Source organism: Aquirufa nivalisilvae (genome assembly GCF_004307455.1).
Taxonomy (GTDB): domain Bacteria; phylum Bacteroidota; class Bacteroidia; order Cytophagales; family Spirosomataceae; genus Aquirufa; species Aquirufa nivalisilvae.
This window is the reverse complement of sequence record NZ_SEWX01000008.1, coordinates 96,887-118,334: the sequence shown is the minus strand read 5'-3', so window position 1 is coordinate 118,334 and position 21,448 is coordinate 96,887. Positions and strand designations below refer to the sequence as shown.

19 protein-coding genes are annotated in these 21,448 nt (G+C 38.2%); 11 read left to right on the top strand and 8 right to left on the bottom strand.

What is annotated here, in order from left to right:
- Positions 1 to 58: 58 nt before the first annotated feature.
- Positions 59 to 1,141, bottom strand: coding sequence for a Gfo/Idh/MocA family oxidoreductase (locus EWU22_RS11580; protein WP_130925679.1), 1,083 nt, complete (start codon positions 1,139 to 1,141; stop codon positions 59 to 61).
- Between the two features lie 174 nt (positions 1,142 to 1,315).
- On the opposite strand from EWU22_RS11580, the gene EWU22_RS11575 reads away from it, so the two are divergent.
- Positions 1,316 to 2,206 (top strand): sugar phosphate isomerase/epimerase family protein, encoded by an 891-nt coding sequence (locus EWU22_RS11575; protein ID WP_231962890.1) that lies wholly within the window; start codon positions 1,316 to 1,318, stop codon positions 2,204 to 2,206.
- A gap of 16 nt (positions 2,207 to 2,222) precedes the next feature.
- Here EWU22_RS11575 and EWU22_RS11570 read toward each other — a convergent pair whose 3' ends face one another.
- From EWU22_RS11570 to EWU22_RS11555, 4 genes are all read right to left on the bottom strand, one after another.
- Positions 2,223 to 4,154: an amylosucrase gene (locus EWU22_RS11570; protein ID WP_130925677.1), complete on the bottom strand. Its 1,932-nt coding sequence runs from the start codon at positions 4,152 to 4,154 to the stop codon at positions 2,223 to 2,225.
- Positions 4,155 to 4,160: 6 nt separating this feature from the next.
- Complete coding sequence (locus EWU22_RS11565) at positions 4,161 to 5,111, bottom strand: carbohydrate kinase family protein (RefSeq protein WP_231962889.1); 951 nt, start codon at positions 5,109 to 5,111, stop codon at positions 4,161 to 4,163.
- A complete protein-coding gene (locus EWU22_RS11560; RefSeq protein ID WP_109323468.1) occupies positions 5,108 to 6,424 on the bottom strand; it encodes an MFS transporter in 1,317 nt (438 codons plus the stop codon). The genes EWU22_RS11565 and EWU22_RS11560 overlap by 4 nt, the downstream gene beginning before the upstream one ends.
- Before the next feature lie 78 nt (positions 6,425 to 6,502).
- Positions 6,503 to 7,219, bottom strand: a complete 717-nt coding sequence (locus EWU22_RS11555; RefSeq protein WP_109323467.1) for an SDR family oxidoreductase — start codon at positions 7,217 to 7,219, stop codon at positions 6,503 to 6,505.
- 163 nt (positions 7,220 to 7,382) lie between these two features.
- Here EWU22_RS11555 and EWU22_RS11550 point away from each other — a divergent pair, with 163 nt between their 5' ends.
- The 4 genes from EWU22_RS11550 (at position 7,383) to EWU22_RS11535 (ending at position 10,200) form a co-directional block, all read left to right on the top strand.
- Positions 7,383 to 8,117 carry a dioxygenase family protein gene (locus EWU22_RS11550; protein WP_130925675.1) on the top strand — a complete coding sequence of 245 codons (735 nt, stop codon included), beginning with the start codon at positions 7,383 to 7,385 and terminating at the stop codon, positions 8,115 to 8,117.
- A 109-nt stretch (positions 8,118 to 8,226) separates the two neighbouring features.
- Positions 8,227 to 8,655 (top strand): CBS domain-containing protein, encoded by a 429-nt coding sequence (locus tag EWU22_RS11545; RefSeq protein WP_109323465.1) that lies wholly within the window; start codon positions 8,227 to 8,229, stop codon positions 8,653 to 8,655.
- 33 nt (positions 8,656 to 8,688) lie between these two features.
- Positions 8,689 to 9,522, top strand: a complete 834-nt coding sequence (locus tag EWU22_RS11540) for a diacylglycerol/lipid kinase family protein (protein ID WP_130925674.1) — start codon at positions 8,689 to 8,691, stop codon at positions 9,520 to 9,522.
- 63 nt (positions 9,523 to 9,585) lie between these two features.
- Positions 9,586 to 10,200 (top strand): low molecular weight phosphatase family protein, encoded by a 615-nt coding sequence (locus EWU22_RS11535; protein ID WP_130925673.1) that lies wholly within the window; start codon positions 9,586 to 9,588, stop codon positions 10,198 to 10,200.
- Here EWU22_RS11535 and EWU22_RS11530 read toward each other — a convergent pair.
- Entirely contained in the window at positions 10,181 to 10,606 is a 426-nt protein-coding gene (locus tag EWU22_RS11530; protein ID WP_130925672.1) for a YybH family protein, read from the bottom strand. The genes EWU22_RS11535 and EWU22_RS11530 overlap by 20 nt on opposite strands.
- Positions 10,607 to 10,773: 167 nt before the next feature.
- Here EWU22_RS11530 and EWU22_RS11525 point away from each other — a divergent pair, with 167 nt between their 5' ends.
- Positions 10,774 to 13,626, top strand: a complete 2,853-nt coding sequence (locus EWU22_RS11525) for a PQQ-dependent sugar dehydrogenase (protein WP_231962888.1) — start codon at positions 10,774 to 10,776, stop codon at positions 13,624 to 13,626.
- A gap of 126 nt (positions 13,627 to 13,752) precedes the next feature.
- On the top strand, positions 13,753 to 15,099 hold the full coding sequence (locus tag EWU22_RS11520; RefSeq protein WP_226998206.1) for a glycoside hydrolase family 88/105 protein: 1,347 nt from the start codon (positions 13,753 to 13,755) through the stop codon (positions 15,097 to 15,099).
- Between the two features lie 54 nt (positions 15,100 to 15,153).
- On the opposite strand, the gene EWU22_RS11515 is transcribed toward EWU22_RS11520, so the two are convergent.
- Complete coding sequence (locus EWU22_RS11515) at positions 15,154 to 16,119, bottom strand: phytanoyl-CoA dioxygenase family protein (protein ID WP_231962887.1); 966 nt, start codon at positions 16,117 to 16,119, stop codon at positions 15,154 to 15,156.
- A 131-nt stretch (positions 16,120 to 16,250) separates the two neighbouring features.
- Between EWU22_RS11515 and EWU22_RS11510 the strand changes: the two genes are divergently transcribed.
- Positions 16,251 to 17,117 carry a helix-turn-helix transcriptional regulator gene (locus EWU22_RS11510; RefSeq protein WP_130925670.1) on the top strand — a complete coding sequence of 289 codons (867 nt, stop codon included), beginning with the start codon at positions 16,251 to 16,253 and terminating at the stop codon, positions 17,115 to 17,117.
- Positions 17,118 to 17,220: 103 nt separating this feature from the next.
- Here EWU22_RS11510 and EWU22_RS11505 read toward each other — a convergent pair whose 3' ends face one another.
- Positions 17,221 to 17,433, bottom strand: a complete 213-nt coding sequence (locus EWU22_RS11505; protein ID WP_130925669.1) for a DUF2188 domain-containing protein — start codon at positions 17,431 to 17,433, stop codon at positions 17,221 to 17,223.
- A 183-nt stretch (positions 17,434 to 17,616) separates the two neighbouring features.
- Here EWU22_RS11505 and kduD point away from each other — a divergent pair, with 183 nt between their 5' ends.
- The 3 genes from kduD to purH all read left to right on the top strand — a co-directional run bounded on the left by kduD (position 17,617) and on the right by purH (position 21,337).
- Complete coding sequence (gene kduD / locus EWU22_RS11500) at positions 17,617 to 18,372, top strand: 2-dehydro-3-deoxy-D-gluconate 5-dehydrogenase KduD (protein ID WP_109325378.1); 756 nt, start codon at positions 17,617 to 17,619, stop codon at positions 18,370 to 18,372.
- A 91-nt stretch (positions 18,373 to 18,463) separates the two neighbouring features.
- Positions 18,464 to 19,636: a glycoside hydrolase family 88 protein gene (locus tag EWU22_RS11495; protein ID WP_130925668.1), complete on the top strand. Its 1,173-nt coding sequence runs from the start codon at positions 18,464 to 18,466 to the stop codon at positions 19,634 to 19,636.
- Positions 19,637 to 19,816: 180 nt separating this feature from the next.
- Positions 19,817 to 21,337, top strand: coding sequence for a bifunctional phosphoribosylaminoimidazolecarboxamide formyltransferase/IMP cyclohydrolase (gene purH / locus EWU22_RS11490; protein ID WP_130925667.1), 1,521 nt, complete (start codon positions 19,817 to 19,819; stop codon positions 21,335 to 21,337).
- Positions 21,338 to 21,448: the final 111 nt, after the last annotated feature.

Sequence of the window (21,448 nt, the reverse complement as noted above, 5' to 3'; positions counted from 1 at the left end):
GAAAAAGCCCAAGCATGAGAATCCTACTTGGGCTTTTAAAATATTTAATTTTAAGCGATTAATTGAGCTCAATCATTTTACCTGTTTTGACAGATTCATCACAAGCAAAAGCTATTTTTAAGCTGTTGACAGCATCTGCTACATGGTCTGTTAAATCCCAATTTTGAGTGATAGCGTCATAAAAGTACGCTTGTTCGCGATCGCATAATCCTTGATGATCAGGCTCATCCAATAAATTGACCCACTCATCTTCTTGCGTAAACTCATTTTGCGCATCAATGTTGGACTTATGTACACGAAGTGATTCTGTTTTAGTATGAGACTCAACTGAATCTGATTTTCCTTCTCCACCAGCATCTTTGGCCACAATGGAAACTGAGCCTTTGGGTCCAAATACATCCTTGACAAAATAGGCAGTTTGAGAGATCATCGGTCCCCAGCCTGCTTCATACCAGCCTACTGAACCATCTTCAAAATGGATTTGAAGTTGACCATAATTGTAATTATCTGCAGGAATGTCATTCGTCAATCGTGCGCCTATGGCAGCTACACGAATTGGTTTAGAGCGTGTCATTTGGCACATGACATCAATATAGTGTACGCCACAATCAACAATTGGGCTTAGGCTTTTCATCAAATTGCGATGTACATCCCACATATATCCATGGCTTTGCTGGTTTAAGTTCATCCGCATGACCAAAGGTTTTCCTAATTCCTTAGCGATATCAATGAATTTAATCCAAGAAGGATGATGACGAAGAATATATCCTACTACGAGTTTTTTGCCTGTTTTACGAACGACTTCAGCTACTCTTTCAGCGCCAGCTAATGAATCAGCAATAGGTTTTTCTAAAAAGACATGACAACCCGCTTCTAATGCAGCTATGGAATAAGCTTCATGGGTATCTGGATAGGTAGAGATGCACACGGCATCCGGTTTCGTACTGGCTAATGCTTCCATATAGTCTGTGAATAAGTCGTACAGACCACCTAAATCTTGATTTAACTTTTCTTTACTTGCCCCCGTGGAAACTAGGCCACATATTTCAAATCCTTCATGCGTATGGAACGACATGGCATGCGAGGCTCCCATGTTTCCACAGCCCACAACTAATACGCGTAATTTATTTTTTGAACTCATTGGTTTTCTTAATTTGAGTAGTGAAATTAAAAAGAAAGGGGGATAAATAGAAAGGGGCTATCGGGTTTTCTCCTTTCAAACGTTCTTTCTGAGCTCATATCGCAAATTCTTGTGAAATAAATTTTATTGTATCAAAACAATACATTATACTTGTGCCAATAAAACCCGAAAATCATGAAAAGAAGACAGTTTATTCAGCAATCAAGTTCCTTGTTAGCTTCATCTATATTTTTATCCAGAACTGCTACTTGGGAAAGTATGTTGACAACTAAACCCTTGGGGCTTCAATTGTTTACCTTGTTTAACATCATTGATCAGGACGTACCTGGAAATCTGAAGAAAGTAGCTGATTTGGGAATTAAAGAGCTTGAGTCTGCTTTTAGTTTCAAGCCTATGTTTTATGGTTATACAGGAAAAGAATTCAAATCTTTGACCAATAACTTGGGATTGAACTGGGTTTCTCATCACGTTATGGGAGCACCATTGAAACCTCGCCCGGGTTTTGATGCTAGCAAAATGCCTAAGTTTTTAACATTGAAAACTGATGCTAGCCAAATTGTTGATAATGTAGCTGAGGCTGGAATTAAATATTTAGTTTGTGCTAACATCCCAATTGAATCGAAATCAGAAGTTTCTGAGGCGGTAGATACCTTAGGCAAATCGGCAGAATTAGCTAAGAAAGCAGGACTTACGTTTTGTTACCATAACCACGATGCCGAGTTTAAAGTTGTTGATGGACAGCGGGCATTTGATGTTTTTTCAAGTCAAATTTCTTCTGACTTAATGAAATTTGAATTGGATTTGGGCTGGGCTACTAAAGCAGGAGAGAATATAGTTGAGTTATTCAAAAAACAACCAGGTCGTTTCCCTCTTTGCCATATCAAAGACTTTGATACAGATTTCAAAAATATAGTACCTGTAGGTCAAGGTATCGTGAATTACGAACCTATCTTCAAGGCAGCATCCATCGGAGGCTTACAACATTACTTCCTAGAGCATGATATGCCTAAAGATGCATTTGAAAGCATCCGTTTAGGCAAAGGTGCTTTGGACAAAATTTTATAAAATACCTAAAAATCCCCTAAGAATCCGCCAAGATATAAAACTGGTATGGTTGAAAACTTAAACTGCCTTTCTCTAGTGAAACTTGTTTCTTAGACCAAAGGCAGTTTTTATTTTGCTTGTTCGGTTCTATGGCATGCACAGGGATTGTTTGTTCCAAAGAGGAGAAATTGAATAGGAAATAAACACGCTCACTACCGATATAGCGTACATATCCTACGATGGATTTGTTGGTGCAAGGAAGCCATTCTAAATTTTTTAAATCGGCAACTACCTTCAGCTTTTTACGCAAGGAGATTAATTCCTTCAAGGATGCATAGACCTTATTTTCTTCCGTTCCTTTTTTCTTAACACGTTTATTTTTTTCCCAATCAATGACAGGTCGGTGCATCCAACGGTTATCATAGCTTTTGCCTGGGTCTTGGAGATAAGAATAGTCGTTGGTATAAGCGGCCTCATCTCCATAAAATAACATGGGAATTCCACCTAAAAATAGGCAATGAGCCTCCATCAATAGAATTTTTTGAATGGATTCGTCAATCCATTTCGAATCTTTAGCTTTTAAAGCTTTTTCTAAGCCACACAAGGAAGCTAGTGAACCTGAAATACGGGCATCTTGTGTTTTGGGATTGATCGCAAATAATGCTCCCGATGCTGGGGAATCTTCCTGCAGACCTCCGTAATAGTTTTTTAAATAGTATCGATGTAAATAGGGAGTGAACCCAACATTCGCGATCATGTAATCGTCATATCCAAGGCCAATATCATCATGACAGCGGGTATAGGTAATCCAAGAGCTCCCTAATGGTTTTTTCGCCAGTTCATGTTGAGCCTCTAGCATAATTCTTGTATCACCCGTTGCTAAAGCATCCCATTGCAATGCCATGTGTGTTGCATTATAGGCAAAATCGCATTCATGAGTGGCATACCGGTCTTTTCCAAAGTATTCCATGATTTGGGCAGGTGCCACAATGGCTTCACCTAAAATGGCCATACCTGGAGTGGATACTTCAGTACATAATTTTATTAATTGTAATAATTGGTGAGCCTCGGGAAGATTTTGGCAGCTAGTACCCATTTGTTTCCAAATGAAAGCAGGGGCATCAATACGAACAATATCTACACCTAAATTGCCATAAAAAAGTAAGTTGTCTAGCATTTCTATCAAGACTTTAGGATTACTGTAATTCAAATCCCATTGATATTGATGAAAAACCGTCATGACCCATTTTTGAACGGATTCTTGAAAGGTGAAACTGCCTGGAGAACTTTCTGGAAAAATCTCAGGCATCGTTTCTTCCATTTGATCTGGAATGAACCTATCGTCGTAGAAGTAATAATAGTCTTGAAATTCTTTGCTTCCTTCTTTTGCTTTTTTGGCCCACTCATGGTGGTGCGACGTATGATTGAGTACAATGTCAATCATGAGGTACATATCTTTCTCTAATAAATGGGCTTGAAGTTTTCTTAAATCCTCAATAGTACCCAGTTTATTTTCAATTACTCGAAAGTCTTCTACGGCATAACCACCATCACTTTCACCTTCAGGGCTTTTAAACAGCGGCATCAAATGCAGTAAGTTGACTCCTAAGTCTTCTAAATAGGGTAATTTACTTTCTAAACCTTCTAAATTCCCAGCAAATCGATCCACATAGAGGCTCATGCCGGTCAATTCATTACTCAAAAACCATTTTCCTTTTTTCTCTTTGACCTCATCTCTATTTTTTAATGCCTGGCTTCTTTGTAGATGGGCTTGAAATAGGACTTGGATCAATTGTCCAAACATGTCTTTTGCTTGAGGTAAATGGCCATAAATGCCTGCAAACAAGACATGTATATCATCTATATTGGCGATCAATCGATGTAGGAAATATTGATCTTGCGTCGATTTACTTAATTTTTTCGACTGACTTATGGAATCTATGAAAGGTTGTAATGTAGGATTGTACACGTTTACTTAGTTAAAAATAGCTGAATTTAAATGACGGAAAGCCTCCATTGCTCCCATGTATTCACAGGTACGAGCCCCTGCTTTATTGGCATTTTGAATGATTTTAGTCCATTCATCTGTACTCAATTGAATCAGGTCTTTGGAAGGATATTGATCTAATTGATACAGCACTGCACCTACAAATGCATCTCCAGCACCGGTAGTATCTGTTGGCTGGATCGGTATACTAGAAATAGTTATTGTTTTACCAGCCAAACCCAACAGCGTTCCTTCTTTGCCTAAGGTAATTGCGAATATTCCAGAGCATATTTGGAGTAGTTTTTCTGTAGCTTCAGTTAATGTAGGAGTGCGCGTTATCAACATGGCTTCTTCGTCACTCAGTTTGACGAAGTCGGCCTGCTGAAGAAATAATAACGACTGTTCTATGAAGCTATCCTGTTTATCGCCAAACAATAGATGCCTATAATTTGGGTCAAAACTGATAATCTTACCCATTGCTTTAGCTTCTTTCAATAAATAATAATAGGCCTCTTTCAGTTCTCCTTCTAAAAAAGCAGTAGCCGATCCAAAGTGTATGATATGTTGCTGACTTAAATCAATCAACTTAATTTCTTCGATGTTTAATTGGGCATCTGCTCCTCGATTGAATACAAAATCCCGCTCTCCATCCAACATTAAGGATACAAAAGCGAAGGTTGTAAAATAGTTCTTGTCTAAATGAATGTGTTGGATATTCACACCAAAGCTATCCATGACTTCTTGTAGTTGTTTACCAAATGGATCATTTCCTACTTTGGCAATGAGGTAGACTTCACCACCCAATGCTGCAATAGCAGCAGCCACGTTGGTTGGTGCACCACCCGGTTTTTTTAGAAAATTTTCACCAGCCGATAAGGTAGATCCTTTATCGGTACATATCATATCTATCAGGGCTTCTCCGATACAAAGTACACTCATGATTGGGGTATTTTAGATTCATTAGTAGGTATAAATGCTGTGGCAATAGCGGCTACAGCCAACAATGCCCCCGCAAAGGAAATGGCATTCCTTGGGTCGGAACCCAATATGTTTTTAAAGATAGCCCCAAAACTTAATGTTTGAACGATCATTGGGATGACAATCATCATGTTGATGATGCCCATGTAAACCCCATAACGTTCTTTGGGTAAACTTTCTACTACTAACAAGTAAGGGACTCCCATCATGCTGGCCCAAGCCACACCAAAACCTATCATAGGAGCAAACAATAAATACTTATCATGAATGGTGGGTAAAATAAGTAAGGATATCGTAGCAGCTAAAAGGCAAACAATATGCACCCATTTTGGTCCAAATTTTTTGGCCAGACCCACTAAGAAAAAAGCAGATAAAAAGGTGATGACATTATAAAAGCCATTAACCAAGCCTGTCCATGCTGCAGCTTCTTCATACAGCTGGATATTTTCTTCGGAACTTGTATTCCATACGGAACGAGCAATGCTCAAGGGTACATATTGCCAATAAATGAATAAAGCATACCATTGGAATAAATAAACTAACGCTAGTTGCCACATGACACGTGGCATATCACCAATAGCCTCAAATATTTCAAAAAAAGGATCCAAGAAATTACGTTTTTGAGCACGCATGTGAATTAACTCTTCGTCGGAAGGAGGAATCTCTGGAGTTTTTACAACTGACCATAATACAGAAGTAATAGAACAAAAGCTTCCTACAAAAAATGAACCATATACCCAATAAGGGATCCCAACTTCACTTTGGCCTTTGATGAAACTTTGAAAAATAAACAAGGAAACGTTAGCTAAGGTAATTCCCAAACCTGTGAAAAAACTCTGAGTAAGGAAACCCGTAGCCAATTGCTCACTCGGTAATTTATCTGCAATAAATGCCCGATACGGCTCCATGGCCGTATTATTGGCGGCATCTAATATCCACAATAATCCAGCAGCCATCCATAAACTTCGACTAAATGGAAAGGCAAATAAACAAAGGCTGCATGCAATAGCGCCAATTAAAAAGAATGGTTTTCTTCGGCCATATTTTGGATGCCAGGTTTTATCACTCAAGGCACCAATGATGGGTTGAATGAGTAAACCAGTAACCGGTCCAGCTAGAAACAAGAGAGGAAGGTCACCTTCATGTGCTCCTAAAAAGCTGTAAAGTGGCCCAACGGCCGTTTGTTGTAATCCAAAACTGTATTGAATTCCAAAGAATCCAACATTCATATTAATGATCTGCTGGAAGCTTAAAGTAGGTTTTATTAGGGGCATAATGTATTTATTGCAAAAATAAATATAAATAATACCATTTATAAAACCTGCTTTTTTGAGGAAATAATTGAATAAATTTTAATATTCTTGCGACAAAGGGTGAACCATTAACTCATCGATTACAACATGTGGTGGTTGATTCATGATAAAATAAATACTATCAGCCATATTTTCACAAGTCAACCAGGCATGATGGCTAGAATCGCCTTGTGGTTCTGGATGAAACATGGTATCTACTAAGCCAGAATATACGGTAGAAACTTTTATTCCATCTTTTCTAACTTCTTTTCGAAGCGCTTCTGTAAATGCATGCTGAGCATATTTGGAGGAACAATACAAGGAGCCTCCATCAAATACTCGTTTGGCAACATCGGACGCAATGGAAATAATATGACCTTTTTTAGCCGTTTTCATGGTAGCCAAAACAGCTTTCGAGAAAAGAAATGTACCCTTGACATTTGTATTATATATTTGATCCCAATTTTCAACGGTATAACTTTCTGTAGGCCCAAAAACACCTGATCCTGCGTTGTTAATCAGGAAATCAATTCCTTGAAAAGTGTGTGCTGTTTTTTCTACAGCATAATTCACAAAGCTTTCATCGGCTACATCACCTACAAAATATAAGGGGCGATGTCCAATCTCGGCAATAGCCTCTGATAAGTCTTTTAATTCTCCCTTACTTCGAGCAATAAGACTTAATTGGAAATTATGTTCAGCTAATAATAAGGCCAGAGCTTTTCCTATTCCTTTGGAAGCCCCAGTTATGATAGCTACGGGAGGTTTTTGTGACATGTTTCTATTTTTTTTCTAAGATAAGGATTTGAGCTGATATGGATATCGACAAAATGATAGATTTCGACTTTTTGTTTTCCATATTGACCGATTGTTGCCAATAATCTAGGTGTCTATTGAGTAATTTGACTTGTAGTTCTACACACCCTAAATTGATAATACATTGAAAAGGAAAGATTTTTTATTAAAAGCAGGTGCTTCCGTATTGATGGGGCAAGTTGCCATGGTAGCATGTAAATCAGATGAAACGCTTAGCCCATCAAGTAGCTCAAGTTCCAGTAGCAGTTCTTCTTCTAGTAGTTCATCGAGCACTTGTAAAGTAGGGGACACCGAAACGGATGGTCCTTATCCATTGTACAATAAGCGAGATGCTTCCATTACACATGCGGATATTACGGAAGGGAAGACTGGATTACCTTTGAATATGGTTATTGCTGTTAAAAATGTGAGTGCTAATTGTGCTTTATTGCCCTATGCCCGCGTGGATGTTTGGCATTGTGATAAGGATGGTTACTATTCTGGCTATACGAATACAGGTTATCTAGGTACCCAAGATAATACTGCCAAAACATTTTGTCGAGGAATAGCTACAACGGATGCGAATGGGATAGCTAAATTCACTACGATCTATCCAGGTTGGTACCAAGGTCGTGTGACTCACGTTCACGCTCAAATTTATGTGAATAACGTATTGAAATTGACAACACAAATTGCTTTTCCTGAGGATATCAATACTGCTGTTTACAATACGGATTTATATAAGGCACATGGTCAAAACTCCACAAAAAACACAACTGATTCCATTATTAAGGACTCTTTGTCGAATGAATTAGCTAGTGTAACCGCCAATGCATCAGGTGGATATGATCTGAACCATACGATTTTTATAGCCGTTTAATGTGGTTCACTGAATGAAAAGAGGCTTCGGCCTCTTTTTTTATGTTCAAAGCTTTTTGTTTGTAATATTTTTGTTTTAACTTGAATTATTCCAACACAAAATTAAAGCTATGAAAAAAGTTAATGACATTTTATCGCAAAGAAAGAGGGATACCATTACTGTAGGACCTGACACACATGTGATTGAGGCATTAAAAATAATGCAAGACCAAAACATTGGTTCAGTGGTTGTGATGGAAGGAAACCAGTATTTGGGGATTATGACAGAAAGGGATTACGCTCGGAAGGTTATCCTTTTAGGTAAAAGTTCCATTGACGCCTCTGTCAAGGAAATTATGTCAACCGATTTGCCTCATATCAATCGAGAAACTACCTTGGAAATGTGTATGATTATCGTGTCGGAAAAAAACATTCGGTATTTGCCTGTGTTAGAAAATGGTCATTTTGTAGGAATCATTTCTGTCAATGATTTAATTACAGCTACTATTCAGGATCATTTGGATACGATAGAGCATCTGAAAAATTACATTCAGATGTAAGACTTGGGTTTGGAGATTCAACATATCGCATTCTTGATAAATCCATTTTGTTCTAAAAGAACAAAGCTTTATGCCCATTGGGTAGAAGAGCAAACTAAACTATATGCTAAAGGTGCTTTAACACTGACCATGTTTTTTAAGGATTGGCCAAGCAGCTTACAAGCTTTTAGCCAAGTATGGGTATTGGGAGGAGACGGGACCTACAATTTCTTTGCTAATGCCTATCCGAACTGTCAAATTCCTATTGCCTTTTTTAAAGGAGGAACAGGAAATGATTTTTATTGGAAATTATATGGCAATGTAACTCGTCAGGAACATTTAGAAACTATTTTGAGAGCGAAAAACCAAGCTGTCGATGCAGGAATGTGTAATGGCCAATTGTTTCTAAATGGAGTGGGCATGGGTTTAGAAGGAGAGGTGTTGAAGTCCATGAATGCCATTCGTGCCATTGGAGGGTTAATCGGTTATTTTTTGGCAGCTATTCCTCAATTATTTCTTTTTAAATCTTTCCGAATCCGAATATGTTTAGAAACGGAATGGATTGAGTGTCAAGTTTTTTTATGCATGGTGTTTAATTCTTCCAGAGCTGGAGGAGGCTTTCATTTTGTGCCCCATGCATCCATCTGGGATAATCAATTGGATGTTTTACTTTGTGAACCTTTGTCGATATTTAAACGGATTTGGTATCTGCCTAAGATCCAGCAAGGTAAGCATGAGCATATTTCATTCTTGCATTTTCAGCAAGCCAAGCAAATCACGATACAGGCAGATCGGGAATTGAAAGCTCAAATCGACGGAGAATTAATCGTTTCAGAAAAGTTTGAATTTCAAGTATTGCCCTCTCATTTTCTGGTGATTGTTCCTTAAATTTTCATTACACTTTTTGAAATAGTTTATTTATCGTAATATTGCGATATAATTTGATTTAACATGTATTCCAATTTAGAAGCAAAAATTCAAGAGATTAGACAGAGGCCCATTTCCTTGGATCGGAAAGAACAGATCGAAATGTTAGTGACTTATATGAAAGACAACTTACAACAAGGAAAGCCCTTGCGCTTGAATTTCATTTGTACACACAATTCTAGAAGAAGTCAATTGTCTCAGATTTGGGCGCAAACGGCCGCTGACTATTTTAATATTCCTTTACAATCCTATTCTGGAGGAGTTGAAGAAACAGCCTTCAATGAGCGAGCTGTCGCTTCATTGCAACGTTTCGGATTTCAAGTTAATAAGCGAGGACATGCTAACCCAGTCTATTTTGTTTTTCATACAGAGGATAGTCGACCTATGATCGCATTTTCCAAAATCTATGATAATCCCATCAATCCTCACCAGCAATTTGCTGCTGTGATGACCTGCTCACACGCTGATGAAAATTGCCCATTTATACCAGGTGCTTCAGCCAGGATTCCCTTGAGATATGAGGACCCTAAAGCATTTGATGATAGCCCAGAAGAGGCATTTCAATACGATGAACGGTCTGCACAAATAGGTTCAGAGTTGTTTTATGCCTTTGAGAGACTTAGCTCGTATGGTCTCTGAAAATAAGCCACTTGCCTTTGACTTTTTTCAAAAGTAAGGTAAAATGGCCTCCTACATCTCCTAGTTTTGGTCTTGCCAAATGCCATTTGCCAATAACCCAAGCGGTTTTGGAGGCTGTAATGTCTACTTCAATGATATCAAAGGTCAATTGTCCCATGGCCTCTTGATTAGGGTAGCTTTTAAGATATCGAGCTAAGGTGGCATCCCATCCTTGGGTTATTCCGTTTTTACCAATGAATTTTAAATCCTCGGAATGGTTGTAGTAAGCCATAAAACCAGGGATATCTCCTTGATTCCAAAGTTTGTTTTGTGTGGCTAATAAGTTGCGAATACTTGATTTATCCGAATTTGCTTGGGCAATGGCGCTGAATGAAATCAAAAATAATAAGCTTATTCTAGTGATCATTTGAATCTGTTTTTTTGAAAATTAGGAAATTTCTAGGATTTAAGCCTGATTTTTAAAGCTATTTAAGGCTTTGTCGACAAATAGTGCGCATTGGTAGCAAAAGCATATATGCATTTTTTTCATTCGACTTATTGTATCATTTTTGTAAAATGAACAACCTTACACATATGAAACACTTTACAATGGGCAGGTTAACGCGCCTTTTAATGCTCTCTTGCGTTTCCCTTTGGTCATTCCAAGGAAATGCACAGGCTCCAGATGAAAATCGATTTGTCAAGTCTGTATTAAATGAAAAATTAGATGAACCCATGGAAATGGATTTTTTGCCTGATGGTCGCATCTTATTTGTAGAAAGAAAAGGGGATGTAAAACAATACAATCCTAGTACCAAAGAAACCAAGGTTATTGGACACATTGTTGTCAATACAAAATATAAGAATCGCGTGGGTGTGGTTCGTGAAGCAGAAGAAGGCTTGATGGGGATTGCAGTTGATCCTAATTTTAAAGTGAACCATTGGTTGTATTTATATTATGCTCATCCAACAGAGAGTAAGCACATTTTGGTGCGTATGGAGTTGAAAGGAGAGGAATTGTTGATTGATCAGCAAAAAGTAATGCTTGAAGTTCCTACACAAAGAGAGGAATGCTGCCATACTGGTGGAGGCATGGCTTTTGATAAATCAGGAAATTTATTCTTGACAGTTGGTAATAACACAAGTAATAGTAATTCAGATGGTTATGCTCCGATTGATGAGCGTGCTGGTCAAGCTTATTGGGATGATCAACGTGGAGCAGCAAATACCAACAATTTATTAGGTAAGATTTTGCGTATTCATCCTGAAAAAGATGGTTCATATACCATTCCAAAAGGAAATTTATTTCCGGTAGGAACTCCTAAAACTCGCCCTGAGATTTATACAATGGGACATCGTAACCCATGGAGAGTAAGTGTGGATTCTAAAACAGGTTATATCTATTGGGGCGAAGTAGGTCCTGATGCTTCAGTGGACTCTGATAGAGGACCTCGCGGTTATGATGAATTTAACCAGGCTAAAGGCCCAGGATTTTTTGGTTGGCCATATTTTATTGGAGACAACAAAGCATATGCAGATTATAATTTCGAGAATTCTGCTGTAGGTCCTCGTTTTAATCCTGCCAAGCCATTGAATGAATCGCCGAATAACGACGGATTAAAGGAATTACCAGCTGCTCAAAAAGCATTTATTTGGTATCCATATGGTACTTCTGAAGAATTCCCATTAGTGGGTGCTTCTGGTAGAAGTGCAACGGGTGGTCCAGTTTATCACCGTTCTGATTTCCCAAGCACTGCAAAACGCGCATTCCCTTCGTATTATGAGGGCAAATGGTTGATCGTGGAGTTTATGCGTGGTTGGATTATGTCAGTTACTTTAGACGAAAACGGAAACTATAAATCCATGGAGCGTTTCTTGCCAAACCAAAGTTTTGGTAGTGCGATTGACATGAAATTTAGTCCAGATGGAGATTTATATGTACTAGAATATGGTTCTGCTTGGTTCCGCGGAAATGATAATGCTAGATTAGTGAAAGTTGAGTACCAAGGAGGAAACAGAAAACCAGCAGTGGAAGTAAGCGCAGGTAAATTAAGTGGATCTTTACCATTCAAAACCAAGTTATCTGCTGAAGGAACGAAGGACTATGATGGAGATAAATTAAGCTATACTTGGACAGTAAAAAAACAAGGAAAAGTAGTGAAAGCCTTATCAGGCGAATCTCCAGAATTGACATTAAGTCAAGTTGGTAAATACCAAGTAGTATTGAAAGCTACTGATCCTAAAGGCTTGAGTAATACTGCTTCATTGGAAGTTCAAGTAGGTAATGAATCACCTAATGTGGATATCGTTGTTCCAAATGGTAATAAATCATTCTATTTCCCTGGTAAAAAATTAGCTTATCAGATTCAAGTTGAAGATAAAGAAGATGGTGTATTAGGAAAAGGTATTGCTCCTGAATCAGTAGCAGCTACTATCGACTACATTGCTTCTGGATATGATCCTATTGAAATGTCTCAAAGTCACCGTAAAGCCGATAGCGATTTGTTTGCATCTGTTGGTTTGAAATTGATTAATCAAAGTGATTGTAAATCATGCCACCTTCCGAATGTACGTTCTGTTGGACCAAGCTACCAAGAAGTGGCAGCTAAATACAAAGGACAAAACGTTGTAGATCAATTATCTGCGAAAGTTATCTCTGGTGGAATGGGAGTTTGGGGAGAGCATGCGATGAGCGCCCACCCACAAATTTCTAAAGCAGATGCTAAATCCATGGTGAATTATATTCTTAGTTTAGGTGATAAAAAAGCTAATAATAACATTCCTTTGGCAGGTGAAATTGATGCGGTTGTTCCTAAGGAGCAAGTAGGAACCAAAGGAGTATTTGTGGTTCGAGCTACTTACTTAGATAAGGGGAATAATAAAATTGCTCCAGCGCAATCGGAGAAATGGTTATTATTACGTCATCCTGCATTAGACCCAGAGAAGGCCGATTTACGTTTTGGAATTCAACAATTGATAACTCCTGCTCGTGCAACGAACATGGTTGGACAAAATCCTTACATTGCATACAAGCAATTGGATTTGACAGGAATTAAATCCATGGATATCAGTGCCTCTGCTCAAGCCCGTACAAATGCCACAGGTGGAGTAATTGAAATTCGTTTGGATTCTCCAACTGGAACTTTAATTGGTAAAACGACTCCGATCGCTGTATCACAAGCAACAGGATTTGGTCCTCCTCCAGCTGCTGCAAATACACAGCAAAAAGGCGCACCATTGGGAACACCAACTACTGCTCCAGCTCCAGCGGCAGGTGCACCTGCGGGTCAAGCTGGTGGACAAAGACGAATGGGTGGTCCAGCTCCAATTAAAGTAGATATTCAAGCCGTAAACGGTACACATGATGTCTATTTTGTTGCTGTCAACCCACAAACTGCACCACAACAAATTGTTGTTCAGATTTCAGGAATTGAAGTGAAGCAATAAGCTTACAATAAATGCCTAATAAAGGAGTTTTCTATACGTTCAAAGCGCAAGAAAACTCCTTTTTTTATGACTTAATGCGTAGATTTGTGAGCACTTTGTCTTTATTTATTGTGTAAAAATTTGAATATGAAAAAAACCATCTTGATTTGGGGAATGACCATTTCCTCCATCATTCCTAGCTTTGCTCAAAAAAATATTACAGCTGCTTCAGATGCGAATGCTCCATTGCATGCGCTTCAACCTGATTATCCAACCCCTTACGTTGTTCCTAATGAAGCTCAAATCAAAGCTACGGTAGATAAGGTTTATACCTATTTGGAAAAGGCAACTCCTGCTAATTTGATACATAAAGCTTCAGGTGAAGCATGGAATCCTTATCAAATTTATTCAGATCAATTAGTTTTTGCTAAAGGTGATTTCAGACCCGTTTCTTACGAGTTTGGGGTAACTTACAGTGGCATGTTGGCCTTAGAAAAGGTTAGTGGGGATGCCAAATACAAGGAATATGTATTCAAGCGATTGAAATTTATTTTAGAGACTTTACCAAAGGCCTATCAATATACCCAGCAAAATCCCACTAAATCTCATGTGTTGAGTGGTTTAATTAATCCAAAAGCATTGGATGATATAGGAGCTATGTCCATGGCTTTTTTAAAAGCTAAACGTGCTGGATTTGATGGGGATGATTCTTTAATTACCCAAAAGTCGTTGAATTTTATTTTAAAGGAGGAGCATCGTTTACCAGATAAGACTTTGGCTCGTATGCGTCCTCTACCCAATACCATTTGGTTAGATGATTTATATATGGCCATTCCTGCCTTATTGCAATTGGGTAAGGACTCTGTTAATGTCAATTGTTTTAATGAAGCAGCTTTTCAATTTGAATCTTATCAAAAGAGAATGTTTAACCCTAGTTTGGGCTTGTTTATGCATGGCTATCTCGAAGGTTCTGAGGAGCATCCAGAATTCCACTGGGCTAGAGCCAATGGCTGGGCATTGTTAACCAATGCAGAATTATTAGAGCATTTACCTGCTAATCATCCTGCTCGTCCAGCGATGTTAATTCAATTGAAAAAGCATTTGAAAGGACTGTTAGCACATCAAGATGGAACGGGATTTTGGCATCAACTAATTGATCGGAATGATTCCTATCTTGAAACATCAGCTACAGCTATTTATACTTATGTATTGGCTAAAGGAATCAACCAAGGATGGCTAGATCCAAGAACTTATGGACCTGCTGCTATTTTGGGTTGGCAAGCTGTAGCTTCTAAAGTTAATGCACAAGGTCAAGTAGATGGAACTTGCGTAGGTACTGGCCTAGGCTGGGACCCTGCTTTTTATTTTAACAGACCTATTTCTCCCTTTGCAGCCCATGGATACGGCCCCGTTTTGCTAGCAGGAGCTGCCATGTGGGAAATGATGAAAAATCATCCTTTTGAGCTCAAAGACTCAGCTATTCATTTGCGGTAGATTAGATGCATGCATATCCGATGCATGCATCGGATATACATGCATCGGATATACCTAAGCCAAACCCAGTATTTTTTTCCCCAGTTCGTTTAATTCAGCCACAGGCTGTGTCTTTTCTTTTCCTCTTGGATCCCCAGGGAAAGCATAACCTTCTGGTGCAATTTTATTTTTCCAGGAGTTAATCCTCCAATCCAACAAGGATTGATTTTCAGGCTCTGCTGGCATCATGGAAATATATTGAGCGACTCTAACTTTGTCCTGAGTTAAATTGGGTCTAATACCATGAGCTAATAAACTATTAAAAATAAGTAAATCTCCTGCTTCCATTTTAATTTTTGTCAGTTCAAATCCTGTCGTGTCGGGTTTAAATCGATCACGATCTTCGGGTTGACTTAATTTCCAAGTATCATAGGTACGATATAGTTCAGGAATGCATTGAAAGCCTCCCATATTTTCGTCTGTTTGATCTACTAAAGCCAATACTCCTTGTACATTCACGGGTTTGGTTTCTGGATCATAATCCCAATGAATGAATCCTTTGAATGGTCTATCTTGCTGAATGGGAAAATTGAGGTTACATCGATCTATCGTTACCCATAAATCCTCTGTTCCCCAAACATCCACAAAAGCATCGTACACACGTTGACTTTGTCGATTTGTCCATAGCATTGGGTGATTGTACATTTCTACCATGCCTGAACCAATCAATTCCTTCATTTGCATATCAGCTCTGGGTGGAGTATACCATGTGCTTTTGTCATTTGGGTCTTTTTCTTCAAACTCCCAGATTGCTTGTGCCGTAAGAGCGGCCTGATCTTTAGAAATAGCACTTTTGACAACAATATAGCCTTCTTGCTTCCAAAAATTGAACTCCTCTTGGCTTAAAGCACGTAGGGATTTTCCTGATTTTCCATCATTCAATTGACTGATACTGCTTTTGGCAAGAGAAGGGTTTCCAGGGATGTCTAAGTGAGCATTCATGGTAGCCATGGAGGTCTTGTTTGGAGATTTTGTTTGCATGTTTTGATTGAATTTTGAATGATGCAAGTTAGTATTTGGCAATACCTAGTTTTAGGATAGAATTAACCAATATTGTAACAATATTGACATTTATTAACTAGTATTGGAATTAAATTGTCAATTTGATTAAAATGAAGATTCAATTTGAAGCCATACAAATAAAAGAAGAAAGTTCATTTCGAATTTTGCAAACACCTCATTTACAGGATTTTTATTTATGGCATTCCCACCCAGAATATGAATTGTTGTACATTGAAGCAGAGGCTGGTCCAAGGAGAGTTGGTGATCATGTGAGTCAATACCAGCAAAGTGATTTAGTGTTTATAGGTCCGCATATTCCTCATTTGAATTTTGATTATGGCTTAAAAGTGCCCTATCGTAAAATTGTGGTGCAGATGAAAGAGGATTTTTTAGGAAGAACATGGTCAGAGGTACCGGAATTGCATGCTATCAAGGAATTATTTGAAAGAGCTAAAACGGGGATTGTTTTTGAAGGAGACAGGAAAGAAGAAATTGGTCAGCGATTGATGGCTTTACCTGATAGATCGCATTTTGATCAGTTTATGGAGATTTTGTCTATATTTCAAGTGTTAGCTAAGGAAATGAAATCGATTTATTTGAATGAAATGGCCACTTGGGAAAATCCTTCGGTTCGAGATCAGCAACGCTGGCAAATTGTTAAGGAATGGGTTGAAAATCATTTTATGGAGGCCATTACTTTACAGGAAATAGCTGAGAAATGTCATTTATCGAGGGAAGCGTTTTGTCGATATTTTAAATCAAAAACCCAATTGACCTTTAGTAATTATGTCAATCAATATCGCATTACTCAAGCTAAGAAAATGCTGATGCAGGATGTTAGTATTGGAGATATAGCATTTGCCTGCGGTTTTGAATCGCTGTCGTATTTTACCAAAATTTTTACTCGTACCATAGGCGAAAGTCCGAATCAATATAGGAAAAGAGTTAAATCAATTAAGCCCTTAAAATTGATTTAAAATCCATTTTTTATTACGATGAACAAAATGGGCTTTAAGAGATTATCAATAAATTCTTGATCAATTGGGCAATTGATAAAAATATTCTTCTCAAAATCCATTATTATTTATTGGTACCGAAAGAGTATTTGGTCTGTACCATGCCATTCTTTTTATGGATATAAAAATCGGTCTTTTGATTTTGACTTAGCTTTTGCCCGTATTCGATGGCTTTTTCTTGGCTATCGAAATTCCTTATTGCCTTGGAAGTGCCTAATTTTTTAACTGACCAACCTCCTGAAAGCGTAGGAACTACATGATTCGATTTTTTTGTCATATTGTTGTCAATTTGAAATTTAAAATTGCAACTTTTGATTTTTAAAAAACTTGCGCTAAATCAAGTTTTGAATTAATATCAATTGATTGATAAAAAGCGATTAAAATCCTTTTTAAGACGTATTTTAGAACTTTGAGTAATTTTAATCAAGATTCGGCTTTTGAATGTAAAATTGAAACCAAGATGTTTGATTTAAGTGGAAAAGTAGCTTTAGTTACAGGATGTAAAAGGGGAATAGGTAAGGCTATGGCCTTAGGCTTAGCTGAAGCAGGAGCGGATATCATCGGAGTATCAGCTAATTTGGAATTAAGTGGTTCCGAAATCGAGAAAGAAGTGCTTTCCTTGGGGAGAAACTTTAAAGCCTACCAAGCCGATTTTTCCAATCGAGAATCTTTGTATCAACTCATCAAAAATGTCAGCTTCGATTTTCCAAGAATTGATATTTTAGTCAATAATGCCGGTACGATATTACGCGATCCTGCGGCAGAGCACTCTGACGAATACTGGGATGAAGTATTAGAAGTAAATCTAACTTCCCAGTTTATTTTGAGCCGAGAGATTGGTCGAATTATGCTGAAACAAGGCTCGGGTAAAATTATATTTACAGCCTCCTTATTAAGTTTTCAAGGTGGAATCAATGTGCCAGGATATGCAGCCAGTAAAGGAGGAATTGCCCGTTTAACCATGGCATTGGCCAACGAGTGGGCATCCAAAGGAATTAATGTCAATGCCATTGCTCCTGGATATATTGCCACAGATAATACCGCTGCGCTTCGTGATGATCCCGACCGAAGTACTTCTATTTTAAGTCGAATCCCAGCTGGAAGGTGGGGGAGCCCTGATGATTTTAAAGGGCCATTGGTGTTCTTAGCCTCAGAAGCATCCAATTATGTCCATGGTACCATCCTAACAGTAGATGGAGGCTGGATGGGAAGGTAATGAATAAGTAAATGGTAAATGATAAGTTATAAATTATAAATGGAGGATTTGAGTAAAGTCCTTTATACCTATTGAAATACTACACACACCTATGAAACATGTCTATCTAATTTTGTGCTTCCTTAGCACAGGACTATTTGCCCAGAAAATTGATGTCAACAAGCAGTTTGCTTTGGCAGGTCAACAGTATCAACGTATGTTAGCTGATCATCCAGATACGAGTACCACAGTCCATTCTGCTCGTCCAGATGGAACTTATCGAAATTTGCCCTCTAGTTGGTGGTGTTCTGGTTTTTTTCCAGGAAGCCTTTGGTTCTTGTATGAGAAAACAAAAGATCCACAATGGGAGAAGGCTGCTAGGTTATGGACTGCGGCAGTTAAGAAAGAGCAATTCAACACGGGAACTCATGATTTAGGATTTATGATGTTTGATTCCTTCGGAAATCAATTGCGTTTAACCAAAGACCCACAAGCCAAGCAGGTGTTAATTCAATCGGCTAAATCATTAGCAACCCGCTTTGACCCTAAAGTAGGACTCATCAAATCTTGGAATAGCTTTAAAGGAGGATTTAAATATCCCGTTATCATTGACAATATGATGAACTTGGAGCTATTGTTTTGGGCATCTCGTGAGACAGGGGATAAGCGTTTTCATGATATAGCCATTACTCATGCTGAAAACACCATTAAAAATCATTTCCGACCAGATTATTCCAGCTATCATGTGATATTATATGATGAAGAAGGAAAGGTACTTGCTAAAAAACAGCATCAAGGGTACCAAGATGAGTCGACCTGGACTAGGGGGCATGCTTGGGCTATCTATGGATTTACGACCATGTATCGGGAGACTAAGAATAAGAAGTACTTGGATTTTGCTCAAAAGATTGCTGATTATTATTTGAACCATCCGAATTTACCTGCTGATAAAATACCTTATTGGGATTTTTACGCACCTAATATCCCCAATGAAGAGCGAGATGCTTCTGCTGGAGCAATTACCGCATCTGCTTTATTCGAGTTGAGTACCTATTCAGGCGCAAAAGGCAAGCGCTATTATCAGGATGCTGTGACGATGTTAAGTTCATTGTCTAGTCCTGCCTATCGTGCAGCATTGGGAGAGAATAATAATTTCTTAATTAAGCATTGTGTGGGAGCAAAGTCTTTGAATTCGGAAATCGATGTGCCTTTAGTGTATGCTGATTATTACTATTTAGAAGGCTTATTACGTTATGAAGCATTGAATAAAAAAACCAAAAACTAAATTAATTATAGAATTCTAGGGAATCCATTTTTAGGAATGGATTCCTTTTTTTTGAAAAGAGAGGTGGGAATCTTTTTACCGAGTTATTTCAATCAAAATACCCAAATAAGCATTCGTATTTTCATTAGTCGGTTTTTGTTTTAATTCGTACCTTTGTGGCTTCATTTATTTCCAAGCCCCATGTCGATTAAAAAAATTCAATCAGCCTTAATTTCTGTTTATTACAAAGATGGTTTAGCCCCTATCATTCAAAAGCTTCATGAAGAAGGAGTGACCTTGTATTCTACTGGAGGAACTCAATCATTTATTGAAGATTTGGGTATACCTGTCATAGCGGTAGAAGATTTAACCGGTTATCCTTCTATTTTTGGTGGTCGTGTGAAAACTTTACACCCCAAAGTTTTTGGAGGTATTTTATACCGTCGTGATAACGCTTCCGATGTGGAAGTTGCTAAACAATATGAAATTCCAGCATTGGATTTGGTCATGGTGGATTTGTATCCTTTTGAAGAAACAGTAGCTTCAGGCGCTTCTGATGAAGATATTATTGAAAAAATTGATATAGGAGGTATTTCACTGATTCGTGGAGCAGCGAAAAATTTTGCTGATGTATTAATTGTATCATCAAGAGATCAATATGCCGAAGTTTCTTCCATTTTTGAAGCGAATGGTGCGGGTACTACCTTGGAGCAAAGAAGAAGTTTTGCTCAAAAGGCATTTGCCGTTTCCTCACATTATGATGGAGCTATTCAGCGTTATTTCGCAGGTGAATCAGCTGATTTAGCGAATTATACTACGTTGCCATCTCATTCCTTGCGTTATGGAGAAAATCCTCATCAACAAGGTAAGTTTTATGGTGATTTAGCTGCGTTGTTTGACAAATTGCATGGGAAAGAGTTGTCGTACAACAACTTAGTGGATGTAGATGCTTGTTTGTCTTTATTGGATGAATTTGAAGAAACGGCCTTTGTTATCATCAAACACATGAATGCTTGTGGTGTGGCAACGGGCAGTTCAGTTAAGGAAGCTTATGATAAAGCATTAGCTTGCGATCCAGTTTCGGCGTTTGGTGGCGTATTAGCTACGAATCAAGAAGTGGATAAGGCCGCTGCAGAATCCATTAATCCCTTGTTCTGTGAAATTTTAATTGCACCTTCATTTACGGAGGAGGCATTGGAGATATTAAAAACAAAGAAGAATCGCATTCTTTTGAAGAGAAATCAAGTTGAATTCCCTAAGGTAATGTTCAAGACATTGTTGAACGGGGTTTTAGAACAAGATAAGGATTTGGTGATGGAAGGTGTGGCTGATTTTAAAACAGTTACGACTTTGGCACCTACTGAAGAGCAAAAAAGAGCTTTGGCATTTGCTTTGAAGATTTGTAAGCATACCAAATCGAATACAATTGTATTAGCGAAGGAAGGCCAATTGTTGGCTTCGGGAGTTGGTCAAACTTCACGTGTGGATGCTTTGAAACAAGCCATTGAAAAAGCGAGAGAATTTGGCTTTGATTTACAAGGTTCAGTGATGGCATCTGATGCCTTCTTCCCATTCCCAGATTGTGTCGAAATTGCTAGTAAAGCAGGCGTTGTGGCTGTTACTCAGCCAGGAGGATCTATCAAGGATCAAGATTCCATTAATTTCTGTGATGCCAATCAAATAGCTATGGTCATGACAGGAATTCGCCATTTCAAACATTAAGAATTTGTGTATTTTTTCCCTGAAGAATTACTAGTTTTTCAGGGAAAAAATCCTTATTTTTAAAAAATTAATTCAAGAATTTTTCGAGGACTGCCCTATGGAAATAGGTAG